Genomic DNA, 13,375 nt, shown 5'->3' with positions numbered 1-13,375 from the left:
CTAATGCTCAGATAATGTATCGTACACGATATCGTACGGCTATTATGGCTGAGTCTTTTGCAATTAGTCCGTTGGGCTCTATAAATGTAGAATATCTGCCAGTTAGGTGGCAAAACAGTTTTTTAGCATTACGTACAGGAATTGGTTTTTTGCCCGGTGGCCAAACTACTGGAGTTGGTCAGGTTGCAAATGGTGGAGGTGTTTCGATTCCAACTTCGGTTACCTATAATTATTTGATAAATAATCTTCGTAAAGGTATCAACAAAAGAGTGAGTGTAAGGTGCAAATCAGCACCATCGAAAATTGCGGCAGAATGGTTTGTTGAAATGGGTACTGGCGTAACGCCCGTTGCGTATAGAAGTGCTGAAACTCGTAGCTACATATTTGGGATTTTGGGGTTGAGACAACAAGTTATTTTTGATATTCCACCACACCCCAGAGTAGTTTTTTTGAGGGTAAATGTAACTCCTTCATATTCATTCGGTAAATATGAACTTCGTGGAGGTGTTAGCTTGGGGGTTTCTCTTTAAGATTACTTTATTTGCAGTTACTAACCCCCAAACTGCTTTTGAGTGAAACGGAAAATTTATCTTACTCCAATTCTTGGTATTAGAAAGCAGTTTGTTAAGTGGGGGAAGTCGGATATTTTTTCTATAAAATTCATTTGACACCAACTTACGCCAAAAACACTTCAGTTGTAGGGAAGGGGTAAGTTTAGGACATTTAATTTGATATGATTTAAAGAGCATTAGCCGTTTGAATAAAGTTTTTTAGAAGCTTTTTGTAGTCTGTAATATTTGCTTGTTTTTTGATTTCTGACCAAGCTAATTCAACAGCCATAATTTCGGCAACGGTATCAACCGAATTAAATGTCGCCTGCCAATCCATTAATTCCATTCGAGTTCGGCGAGCTAAAAAATCTCTTAAACTACCCACCATTTCTTCACGAATCGTATAAACAATTTCGGCTTTGATGAATGGATAACTTTTATGAATTCGTTCGGTTAGAGTTGAATTTTCCAGCACATTGTTCGCCTTAGTTCCATATTTTTTTACTAAATGCTGACAAATATCTTCATCGAGATTATATTTTTTCTGAATATTTTTCCACTCATCAAAAGTATAATTTTCTCCACCAACCAAGTAGTGTAGTTCGGTTTTACATTCAGTTTCAGTATTCAAAAGTTTACAGGCTTCGTCAATTGTATCTTTGGCCATTAAGCGATAGGTCGTCCACTTTCCTCCCAATAAACTCAATAAATTAGACTTTTCATCATATTCTACTTCGTGGTCACGTACAAGTTTTTTGGTAGCTTTTGAGCCAGATGAAGCAATGAGTGGGCGTAAACCGCCAAAACCAGATTTTATTTCTGATTTTGCAGGAACTTTGGCAAGATACGGACGAAGCGTATCAAGTAAAAAGTCGATTTCTTGTTCAATTAAGATAGGCTCTTTTTCTAAATCACGGTATTCATCATCGGTTGTTCCGACCATTACTTCTCCTTCAAACGGAATCACAAATATTACTCGGCCATCTTGGGTTTTTGGAATCAGCATTGCATCTTGGCTATTTAGTACCTCTTCTGGAAGCATAATATGCACGCCCTTGCTTGGGCGTAGGCGTTTTTCTTGAGCAGGGTTCGCTAAAAGTCTGATACTATCTCCGTGTGGTCCTGTACAATTGATGAAAAGTTTAGCTTTTACAGCGATATTTTTTTCGGATAAATTATCTTTAACGATAGCTGTTGTTATCTTGCCATTGGTATCTTTTTGAAAACCTGTAATAGAGGCATGATTAACTACTGATGCACCCGCTTCGTCAGCCGAGTGTGCAAGAGCCAAACAATAGCGAGCATCATCAAGCTGGCCATCATAATACATGACCGAACTATGAAGTTTAGGCGTGAGCGTAGGAATATGCTCAAAAGTCTCTTTTTTATTGAGCCATTCAGCTTTGGGCATTAAATCATTTTTCGCAAAAAAACCATAGATTGTCAAGCCAATTTTGAAGTAAAAACCTTCAAACCAACTAAAAACAGGAGTAATCAATGCCAAAGGATGTGCCAAATGCGGTGCATTTCGGATTACTGTGTGGCGTTCTTCGAGGCCATGTTTTACTTGACGGAGTTGAGCAAAATCAAGGTTTTTGAAGGCTTGTTCTAAATACCTTACACCACCATGAATCAGTTTAGTTGATTTAGAAGAGGTTTCGGCAGCAAAATCTTGTTTTTCAATCAGAGCTACTTTGAAGCCTCGTAGAACTGCGTCTAAGGCACAGCCTGCACCGCTCGCACCACCACCGATGATGCAAATATCAAATTCTTCGTTTGTTAACCTTTCGAGGTTTTTACTTCTGTTCATGGATTGCTGTACGTGATACTGATTGATTTGGACTTGTCTGTAAATGATTAGCGAAAATAATATTTATTTTTTAGAAGGATAACACTTTTATGATTTACTTTAGGCAGTAAGATGTTCACCGACTTTTTTTTACGAGTTTTATCTCAATTTGTAAATAATGGAATGGTACTATTTTTGCTTGTAATTATTATATAAAATGACTTATATATAATAAATATTATTTTGTCTATTACTAACCAGTAATGTGTGAATTCTCTATCACTTTTGTTGACTGGTATATTTTTTGACCTAATTTCTAATACTAAAGCTGTCTGGAAATAAAACCTGAACTCTCCCTTAAATACCCCCTTTTAATAAGAAATTAATTTTTGAATCATAATGTGTGATTCTGAGATTGGATAACCTATTATATAAAATTCATATTGAATGCTATTAGTGAGTTTGAATGACTGTAAAGTTGTATTATAATTTATTATATCCATTTTTTTATTAAACCTCCATTTACTTCAATGAAGAAGATAACTTTCGCACTTGCACTTTTAAGTGGAATCTACGCCGAGTCATTCGCTCAAACCACATCTCATAATGTTAGTATTGAGATTCCCGCAGTTACAATGATTAGGATTAGTCCGACAACGGGTAATACCAAAACATTGACCTATTCAGCACCTACATTGGCTGGCGACCCAATAACGGGGGCGGTTGCGAGTGGTTCAGCATTGTATTTACAGTATTCTTCAATAATGGGGGCAGCCGTAACTGACCGAAAGATTTATGTGACAGCTACTGGAGTTACGTCGCTTACTAACGGTTTGAATGTTAAGGTTGCGGCAGCTACACCTTCATCGGGTGCGGGTGTACTTGGCACAACTACTGGAGCTCAAATTGTGTTAGCTCCTGACCAAACGTTGGCTTCTGGTGTTGCTGTCAAAGTCTTGGATGGAATCACGAGTTGTTATACTGGCACAGGGGCTACCGACGGTAGTTTACTAACCTATACATCTGATGTATTGCCTGCAACCCTCAGTTCAGCCCAGTACGGAGCATTAAGAGCAGGAACTTACACATTAACGGTTACTTATACCTTGGCTGATAATTAATTTAGGTATCAGCATTAAGTATTATTGTGAAAAATGTTAGACTTTATGGTTTAGTTATTGGTTGTAGCTAAGCCATATAGGTATTAGATTGCTTGTGCCAACAAAAATCCATCTTTCCAATGAAAAATAATTACGTCGCTGCTTGTTTGATTTTATTACTTTTTTGGTCGCTGAAAACCTTCGGAACGATTGTGGTTTTAAATGGACTTACGCATCAACATACGGGTTCGGATGGAAGTATCTTTACTGGAAAAATAAAACTAAAAAATGATGGTGATAAGCCCGAAAAATTTGTGGCTTATAAACAAGATATGCTATTTTCTTGTGGTAAGGGTGAAGTTTTTTCAAGTACTGAAACCCATGATAGAAGCCTAAAAAATTGGCTAAAAACCAGCACTGACGGAAAGAGTCTGTCGGCAGGAGAAGAATATGACTTATTTTATACTGTTAATATTCCACGTCAAGTAGATAGAAAGGGTACGTATTGGCTCGTCATAATGATTGAACCTGGTGAGCCGATTTCAAATAGCGAAAAAAATGGCTTAAATATAGCGTCAAAGGTGCGATATGCTGTTCAGGTATTGGTTGATTTAGGTTCATTTGAGTCTCCAAAAATGATTTTTGAAGATGTAAGACTAAAGAAAACACAGATTTCGTCTCGATTAGTGGAGGTTCAACTTAAAAACGAAGGATTGTTTTCTGTTCGTACTAAGATGCAATTAGAAATTTATGATGCTAAAGGTCAGAAGGTTAAGACTTTAGAAGGACGTTCTCGCCGAGTATTTCCTGAAAAATGTAGCAATTTTGAAATCGAAGTAAGTGATTTGCCCAAAGGCAAATACGATGGTGTATTAGTGGCAGATAATGGTAGGGGGCTATTTGGCTCAAATCTTACGATTGAAATAGAGTAAAATAATAACTCCTAATAAATCTTTGAATGATAACCCTGTGAAGCTCCTTGCCCATATATATTTTTTTATAATGATTTCTTTTGACTGTCTCGGACAGGAGGGATTGGAAATAAATATGCTTAATCTTCCCACAACAGCTTCGCCAGGTACCCATTTTACTATCGTTTTTGAAGTAAAAAGCTCAACCAAACTGCAAGAACCTATCATTGTCTCGCTTGGAGTACCTGCTTATTGGCAAGTACTTTTTAAGAAAGAACCACAAAATCAAATCAACCAAGAAACTCTTCGATATATTTATACTGTTTTACCGCCAAAGTTTGCTAAAGCAGGCAGTTTTACGCTTTATGTTTATGCTAAAAGAAAAAATGGGGCAATTATTTCAAAAAAACTATTGATTGATGTACTCAGAGCTAGAAGAGTTGAGATAAACCCCGTTATGATACCTGAATATGTTAAGGAAGGAGACACACTAAAAGTAGAGTATCTGATTCATAACCAAGGAAATAGTCAGGAGGCAATAAAGATAGAGAGTATAGATGGAAGAATAGAATTCAATTTAGATACGCTAAAAGTAAATCCGAATGAATCTGTTAGGATAAAAAATATACAATTGATAAAAGAGAGTGATAGCAATTCATGGGAGACACCGCTTGGTATAAAGGCTTACTTGAAAGACTCGCTTGTGCCAATACAAGTAATTAATTTAGTACCTGTATATTCAACAAAAATAAAGAAAAAAGACCCTTATCTTAGGTTTCCAATCGAAGCTGGAGTGTGGTACACCAATTATATGATTGGCAAACAAAATATTGCTGGAATACAGTTTGACATAAAAGGTAAGGGTTTTTTGGATACAAAAAGTAAGCATTTTTTAGATTTCACGGCTCATGGCCCTACCAATATTGAAATTCCGATTTTGGGAAGCTACGATGTATATTCTCTCAATTATAGTTTTAAAAATCAAAATTTTATTAAACTTGGCGATTATACATTGCAATTCAATAACCTCATGGAATTTGGCCGATTTGGTCGTGGGGTGCGTATTGATAATGAATTTAAGAAAATTGGTTTTTCTGGATTTTTCATTCAACCAAGGTTTTTTAATGAACAAAAAGAAACATTTGGAGGTAGTTTTTTCCTCAAACCAAGCTCTAAGTTTAGGGTCTCGATTGATTATATGTCGAAATACATGGCCAGTAGAAATAGTGTGTTTTGGTCAGATTTATTGGGAGTTTCCACTAAATTTAAAGGAAAAGTATTGAATTGGGAAACCGAAATTGTCGGAAATAGGGTAGAGCAAAAGTATGATTACGGACTTTTTAATAGAGTTTCGATTCAACTAAAAAGATTTCAATTACATAGCGATTATATCTATGCAGGTAAAGACTTTTATGGCTATTACAATAACAGCTATTTGTTGGTTAATAATCTTTCATTTGCCATTAGTAAACATATAAGTATAGGTGTTGGCAATAATATTACACGAATAAATCCGAGTTTAGATGCCATTAATTTCAATACTTCACCTTATAATTCAAGTATTCAAGCATTTACAAGCTTTCAATTGAATAAATTTAGCAACCTGATGCTGAGTTATAATAAACAAGAACGAGAAGATAGACTCGAACCCAAAACGTTTCATTTCAAACAAGATTTTGCTCGAATTGCCTATAATCTAAATGCTCCCAAATTGATTATTTGGTATGAAGGAAGGTACGGAACTGCTCAAAATCTTTTACTGGCCAATGACGCAAACGTGCCAAGAGAGTCGATAGCTAATTCGTTACAACCACAAGTGCGTGTTTTTACGTGGATGTGGCTTGGTGGAATAGCTGAGCATCAACGAACAAGTAAGTTTTCGACAGAAAATACTTTGACAGATTTGTTTTTTTATGGAGGTTCATTACGAATGTTCGTGGGTGAAAAGTTGAGTGCTAATTTTTCTTACAGAAATAATTATGCTCCTGATGAACTCATCGAAAATAGAAGTTTACTTGACTTGTCGGTAGGCCTTAGACTTAAAAATCATACTTTTAATTTAACTGCGGGACAAACTTTTATACCCAACTTGTCGGCTGATTTTCAAAAAAACACTTATTTGTCACTGAAATATACGCTAAGAATTAATGCTCCTGTGGCTAAAAATAGAAGTTTGAGTAATATCAGAGGGCAAATTTTGGGTCTTTCTACCAATGCAAGCAAAAAGGGAATAGTTGTACAATTAGGCGAAAAACGTATATTGACTGACGAAAACGGTAATTTTTATTTTAATAAATTAATTCCTGATAAGTATTATCTTGAAATAGATAAAAGTACAACTCCATTTGGGGTAATTACGAATGTAAAACTACCATTAGAAGTAAATTTAAAAGCTGACAGTACAAGCAATATTCAGATACAGTTAATAAAAACGGGTGGTATCGAAGGAAAAGTTTTATTTGAAGATAGTGAAAAAATAGCGACAAATTATACCGAAAAACCAGTTGTTTTAGTCAAACTTTTTAATGAAAATGAGAGTTTTACAACTCAACTTAATGAGAATAATGAGTTTTCGTTTAAAGAAATGAAGCCTGGTACTTGGCAAATTTTGGCAACTTTAGCGGGGAATCAAGAAGGTTTTACGGTAATAAATGCTCAACAAACGATTGAGATTACTGTAGATAAATTTAAGAAAACTGAATTTGCCGTACGCCCCGTTGAGCGTCAGATTGAGTTTATGCCTCGGACTTTCAAACTCGTAGATAATCAACAAGGTAAAAAACAAAATTTAACTCAGGCTGCTACTGATAATAAAAAGAAAGTATTGGAGTCTGTTTCCAAAAACACTAAAACTAATCAGCCTCAAAAAACTAAATTATTTGATGCCATTCCTATTGGTTTTATTCCAAAACCAGAAACGAGGTTTATAAAATTAGAGGTTGAATTCAGGTTTCAGTTAAAAAATAGAATTGTCCAGCGTAATAAAACAAAAAATATAGAGAGTAAACGTGTGTCAAGTATCAGCCCAAGCGATAACCTAACAAAAAGTGTTGCTTCTAATTTGGAATAGAAATGAAAAACCTTGTGCTTACATTACTATTTACTCTTTTTTTTCTGAAGAATCAAGCTCAAACATCGGGGAACGTCTCAGTGAGTTTGACCTTTAGTAGTGTTGCTCGAATAAGTATTGCATCAAGTGGAAGTAGCACACTCACACTGGGTAGCCCATCGACGGCTGGGTCATCAATTACTACGACTGTTAGTGATGAAACCAAATGGCTTAATTTTACTTCAGCAGTTGCGAACGGAGTAAGTAGGAGAATAGAAGCCAGTGTGTCGGCGGGTACTGTACCGAGTGGTTTACAATTAAGAGTAGGTTTAAATGCAGCAGTTGGTGGAGGCGGAACGCTCGGAACATTAGTAGCGACTGTTGCAAGTCCAGTAACACTCGGAACTGCTGCAACTGTATTGAATAATATAACTGGAGCTTATACAGGGGTTGGAGTAGGGAATGGTTTTAAACTCACTTATACGGTAAATGTTTCAAATTATGGATTGTTGAGAAGTGGAACAAACGTTGTCCAAATCACCTACACACTCATTGATAATTGACTTATGAAGATTATATTACTTATATTTTTACTAACCATAACCTTTTGTGCAAAAAGCCAGGCGATTTCGGTTAGTGGAAATTGGCTTCCTTCAATTACAGCTATAACGGTTACTGGAAGCGATTATTCGCCCAGCTCGCTGACCAGTGCGACTAATCAAACACTCATTACTGCAAGTGGTTTAGGGTCTTTGTTATCAACAAAAAACTATCGAATTTCTGTAAGTCAAAGCAATACCGATTGGCATGATAATTTGATTCTTACTGTTCGTAGAACTGGTGGTGGAACTCCTTTTGGAACTGTGAGTGCCAGCGGAGGCACTACTGCTCAAACCATTACAACTATTTCAACTTCTTTTTTTACAATAAATGTTAGTTTTCTGAGTCTTGGTGGTGCAAGCTTAAGCAACATTCCGATTGAATACACTCTTAGTGGAATATCAGTTATTTTACCTGTGAAAACATACAGTACCACAATCACCTACACAATTGTGGAGCTATGATGTAAGATTGTCTATGATAATTCTTCGAAAACCTCTTCTATGGCTTCAACACCATTTGAGATATTTACAATGTATGTTTGTAACTGAATATTAAAAACTTGATGATACGCAAGACTTATTTTTTTAATAAATTCATCAACAGCATCGGCCTTTATTAAATTTATAGTACAACCACCAAAGCCACCACCCATCATTCTTGCTCCAACCACTGCTTCAAAATCTTGACTTTGCTCAACCAAAAAATCTAATTCGGGACAGCTGACTTCATATTCTTTGCTTAATCCTTCGTGAGTTTCGTACATTTTTTGCCCAAAACTGCTTAGATTCCCATTTTCGAGAGCTTTACAAGCAATCGTCACTCGTTCAATTTCTTCAACAACATATTTGCAACGTTTGTAAACTATCGGCGACAGTTTATCGGCTTGACTACTTAGCATTTGCATCGTTACATCTCGCAGACTATCAACTTGAGGAAACGCCCTTTGAAGTATTTTTATACCTTCTTCACATTCGGTTCGGCGTTGATTATATTCACTGTCACCGAGGTTGTGTTTTACTCCTGTATTGCATAAAACAAGGGTGTAATCGGGAAAATCGAATGGGAAATATTCAAAACTAAGATCTTGACAGTCGAGTTTGATTACTGCATTTTCTTTGCCATGAATCGAAGCAAACATGTCCATTATTCCACAATTTACGCCTGCGTATTTATGTTCGGCTTGTTGGGCAATTAGTGCCAAATCAAGTTTAGAAAATTCTAAATTATATAGCTCATTGAGGGCAAAACCAATGCCACTTTCAACTGCTGCTGATGATGATAAGCCTGCACCAAGTGGAACATCTCCACCAAAGACCACGTTAAATCCTGTATTGATTTGTTTGCCTTTAGAGGTGATTTCTGCCAAAACTCCAATTAAAAAATTAGCCCAACCTTTTTCTGATTTTTGGAGATTATCTAATGAAAATTCGTACAAATCATCTAAATCATAAGCATAAACTACACATTTTTGGTCGTTTCGAGGTGAAATAGCAAAATAAATGGCTTTGTCGATTGCAGCAGGCAACACGAATCCATTATTATAATCTGTATGCTCACCTATGAGATTAATGCGGCCTGGAGCTCTAACTAAAAGAGTAGGGTTTGCGTTGAAATGTTCTTTAAACTTATTGGTTAAAATAGCGTTTATCATAATATTATTATAGAGAAAATGGCAGTCTGAATCAAAGGTTTGGAGTTTTATGAAAATACTCCAAAATACTAACTTTTCAAACGTTTGGAAAAAAGAAAGCCCCAAGAAACTTAGGGGCTTCTACGAATGTTTTGTTAACTTAATCACTTTTTTTCTACTGTTATCAAAAATAGTGTTTTTTTTAATGTTCTGTATAAATAGTTTTAGATATCACGTATAGCCTTTGGTGTGCAATCGTTTGACTATCAATATTTTTGATTAATTCATGACATTGCAAAGCATTGCACATAATTTATTTTTGTATGATTTCAAGAAAATATATGATGTTTTTGTTGAATCTTAATAAATTATTTTAAATGCTCGAATGTTTTGCTGGTTGATACCAAAAAATATATTGTCTTTTATTGATAATGATGAACGTACATCTCCTTGTAAATTAAAGCCCGATCGACGCTGTGGAATGTTTGTAAACTGTCCTTTACCATCCCCTCTCAGCAATAGGCCATAGTTGGCATCATACTTGCCAAATTTTAAGCGTGATTTATTTAAATTACCAGCTAAAATAAGGTCTTTATTTCCATCTTTGTCATAATCTAAGATTGTTATCGTAAATATTGGAGCAAATTGAGCTTCGATAGGCAAAGATTTTTCTTCAAACTTACCTTCTTGGTTCTGAATCAATAAAGCTGTTTTTAGGTAATTTACTTCGAGCTTCTTGGCATTTTTTAGTTCATCTTCACCAAAAATATCGGTTAAAGTTGCATTTGAATAGCTATCGTAAGACGTAAACTTTGGGCGTTTGGTTGGCACTTGTTCTAATAATTCGTCACGAGTTAGATACGGATAGCTTTGTGCTTGAATATACGTACACAAAATTGGGTCGATGCTACCGTTATCATCAAAATCTTTATAATACAACTCTACGGGCTGTTTATCGCTTGCTTTCGCTTGGCTATTTAAACCTAAATTTCCGACCAGTAAATCAGGTAAACCGTCGGCGTTGAGGTCATCTACTACAAGTTTATTCCACCAGCCAGATAGTTTTCGGTCAAAATAATTTTCGGTTTTTTCAGTCATTTTCCCATTTTCATTTTCAAAAACCGTTATAGGCATCCATTCTCCAACAATTATCAATTCTTGTTTTTTATCTTTGTTTAAATCAACAAAAGCAGCATCTGTAACCATGCCTATATTTTTTATATTTTCGGGTGTGTTTTCTTTAAATAGTGGTGCCGAACCGTTCCCTTTGCCTTCATTAATCAACACATAACTGCGAGGAATGTTTGGATATTTACCGATAGAAACTCGTCCACCCACAAAAAGGTCTGGTTTTGAGTCTCCGTTGATGTCGGCTACTCGTACACAACCAGTACTTGTGAGCATAGCGGGTAGGGCAGAAGGACTTAATGTAAAATCGCCTTTTCCGTTATTCAAAAATAATTGGTCTTGTAAATTAGGATCGTTTTCGGTGAAATTTCCGTAGCCACCATAAGCCACATAAATATCTTGGAAACCGTCGCCATTTGCGTCGAAGAAAACAGCATCACTTACATCTGCATTGGGGTTAGAGGGGAAAGGTTTCTTTATGAATTGTAAAGAAGTACCACTCGATTGAATGTAAAGTTCGCTACCTTTTCCGTAGCTTCCACCTACAAATATATCTTCGAGACCATCTTTATTTACATCGCCTTTGACCATTATTGGACTAATAAATGACTGAGAATTAGTCAATAGAGGTTGTCTTTTAAAGTCATTATGCGTGGTTTTGTTTTGAACCGAAACGATTGGTGAAGTTATTTCTGTAAAAAACGTGTTGTTCTGAATGTTTGGATTTAGTTTTACAGAAGTATTCTTTTCTTCCAGAACTAAAGTTTGATTCGCTTGTACGTTTCTCAAGACTTGGCTCTTATCTGAATTCCAAACTATTTTTATCGAATCTATTTTGGTATTTTTACCCAAACCAAAATTCATCATAAAACTCACATTCGACTGATAACCACGAGTAGGCATTTGTTCTTGGTATTGGGTATTTCCTTGGGCATAAAGATAAACTTTTGCTCCAATCCCCATTTTGTTGCTGTTTTCACCATTGAGTTTTACCTTCAAAAACTGATTGCCGAGCTTGGTATTTGCTTCATTTTGATAAATAAATGCGGGCGAATTAATATTGTTTACAACTAAATCTAAATCTCCATCATTATCTAAATCAGCATAAGCCGCCCCACTACTATTCGATTGCTCACCCATGCCCCAATTAGTGGTTTGGTCTTTAAAGTTTAGCTTACCATTATTTCTGAAAATATAGTTTTTTACATTCGATGAAGGCATTTTTTGCACTAATTCAAGTACATCGGTTCGTTGAAAACCGCCTTGTTTGGTTGCCATAAAATCATCCATGTATTTCAAGAAATCAAGATTTGTATAGTCGTGCAGATAGCCGTTGGTAATGTATAGGTCTTTCCAACCATCATTGTCATAATCGGCAAAGAGTGCCGCCCAGCTCCAGTCTGTGTTCGATATTCCAGAAACCTGTCCAATTTCGCTAAAAGTGCCATTTCCGTTGTTGAGTTGAAGCATATTTCGCATATATTGGTGATGAAAACCAGACCTTACGCCCAAATCAAATTTATCATAGTTATCGGGCGACATCAACAATTTTTGACGGCGATTGTCTTCGGGAAGCATATCAAGCGTAAAAATATCGGGTAGTTGGTCGTTGTTAATATCGGCTACATCATTTCCCATCGAAAAATTGGAAGTATGTCCGATTTGTTCGTGGCTTACTTCTCTGAATCCACCTTTTTGATTATTTATGTAGAGTCGATCAGGCACGGCATAATCATTACTCACATAAATATCTGGCCATCCATCTTGATTAATATCGGAAATTCCTGCTCCCAAACCATAAGATAGTGCCGAACTTTGAATGCCCGCTTGGCGAGTTATATCTTTGAAAAATCCATTATCATTGCGGTAGAACCTCGAACCACTCACAGCATCATCGACTTTTACAAGAGCTGCTGTGCGGGCTTCATCAAGAACTGGAAGGGATTTTATGTTATGGTTGAGCAAGAACATATCTAAGTCTCCATCTTTATCGGCATCGAAGAAATAGGCGTTTGTGCTTGAGGCAGGGCTATCAAGTCCAAATTTTGCTGCTTGTTCTACAAAAGTTGGAATTCCATTGGCATCGTTACCTTGATTGATAAACAGTTCGTTTGCTTTCTTTTCGGGTTGTAGATTTCCTGAATGACACACATAAATATCCAACTTCCCATCGGCATTAATATCGACCATTGTTGTGCCAGTTTTCCATGGACCTTCTCTACCTGCTACACCTGCTTTAGTGGTAATATCTTGAAATTGCATCGTCCCTTTATTCAGATACAATTTATTTTGCTGCATATTGCTCGTAAAATAAAGGTCTTCAAATCCATCACCGTTTATATCGCCAACTGCTACTCCGCCACCATTATAGAAATATTCGTACATCAATACATTTGTATTCAGGCCTTCGTTAATGACATTCTGAAAGTCGATGTTTGTTTTATCAGGGAAAAGTAGGGTAAAGATTGGTTCTTGTTTTTCTTGTTCTTCGCTTGTATTTTCTTCTGATGGAGAATTTTTACAGGAAGAAAAGAATAGACTTATTGATAATAGGTATGTGATGGTAGAAATTTTCATTTTTAGGTTATAAATCTCCGATTGAGATAAAAATATG

The 13,375-nt window shown here is 36.0% G+C and carries 9 protein-coding genes; 6 read left to right on the top strand and 3 right to left on the bottom strand.

Annotated elements, in window-relative coordinates:
• Nucleotides 1-14 precede the first annotated feature (14 nt).
• Complete coding sequence (locus ABR854_RS20275; RefSeq protein WP_350267679.1) at nucleotides 15-530, top strand: hypothetical protein; 516 nt, start codon at nucleotides 15-17, stop codon at nucleotides 528-530.
• 208 nt (nucleotides 531-738) lie between these two features.
• On the opposite strand, the gene ABR854_RS20270 is transcribed toward ABR854_RS20275, so the two are convergent.
• Nucleotides 739-2,361, bottom strand: a complete 1,623-nt coding sequence (locus ABR854_RS20270) for a glycerol-3-phosphate dehydrogenase/oxidase (protein WP_350267678.1) — start codon at nucleotides 2,359-2,361, stop codon at nucleotides 739-741.
• 509 nt (nucleotides 2,362-2,870) lie between these two features.
• On the opposite strand from ABR854_RS20270, the gene ABR854_RS20265 reads away from it, so the two are divergent.
• The 5 genes from ABR854_RS20265 to ABR854_RS20245 all read left to right on the top strand — a co-directional run bounded on the left by ABR854_RS20265 (nucleotide 2,871) and on the right by ABR854_RS20245 (nucleotide 8,464).
• On the top strand, nucleotides 2,871-3,461 hold the full coding sequence (locus tag ABR854_RS20265) for a hypothetical protein (protein WP_350267677.1): 591 nt from the start codon (nucleotides 2,871-2,873) through the stop codon (nucleotides 3,459-3,461).
• A 119-nt stretch (nucleotides 3,462-3,580) separates the two neighbouring features.
• Nucleotides 3,581-4,372, top strand: a complete 792-nt coding sequence (locus ABR854_RS20260; protein WP_350267676.1) for a hypothetical protein — start codon at nucleotides 3,581-3,583, stop codon at nucleotides 4,370-4,372.
• 115 nt (nucleotides 4,373-4,487) lie between these two features.
• The gene (locus ABR854_RS20255) at nucleotides 4,488-7,421 is read left to right on the top strand and encodes a hypothetical protein (RefSeq protein WP_350267675.1); all 2,934 of its coding nucleotides are present in this window, start codon (nucleotides 4,488-4,490) and stop codon (nucleotides 7,419-7,421) included.
• Nucleotides 7,422-7,423: 2 nt separating this feature from the next.
• Nucleotides 7,424-7,963: a hypothetical protein gene (locus tag ABR854_RS20250; protein WP_350267674.1), complete on the top strand. Its 540-nt coding sequence runs from the start codon at nucleotides 7,424-7,426 to the stop codon at nucleotides 7,961-7,963.
• Nucleotides 7,964-7,966: 3 nt separating this feature from the next.
• Nucleotides 7,967-8,464 carry a hypothetical protein gene (locus ABR854_RS20245; protein WP_350267673.1) on the top strand — a complete coding sequence of 166 codons (498 nt, stop codon included), beginning with the start codon at nucleotides 7,967-7,969 and terminating at the stop codon, nucleotides 8,462-8,464.
• 11 nt (nucleotides 8,465-8,475) lie between these two features.
• Here the strand turns inward: ABR854_RS20245 and ABR854_RS20240 are convergent, their stop codons facing one another.
• Entirely contained in the window at nucleotides 8,476-9,654 is a 1,179-nt protein-coding gene (locus ABR854_RS20240; RefSeq protein ID WP_350267672.1) for a galactokinase, read from the bottom strand.
• Between the two features lie 339 nt (nucleotides 9,655-9,993).
• Nucleotides 9,994-13,338, bottom strand: coding sequence for a VCBS repeat-containing protein (locus ABR854_RS20235; protein WP_350267671.1), 3,345 nt, complete (start codon nucleotides 13,336-13,338; stop codon nucleotides 9,994-9,996).
• Nucleotides 13,339-13,375: the final 37 nt, after the last annotated feature.

Origin of the sequence: Emticicia sp. W12TSBA100-4, from assembly GCF_040253585.1 — a bacterium.
GTDB lineage: Bacteria > Bacteroidota > Bacteroidia > Cytophagales > Spirosomataceae > Emticicia.
Note: the sequence above shows the minus strand (reverse complement) of the source record. Positions and strands in the feature narration are given on the sequence as shown.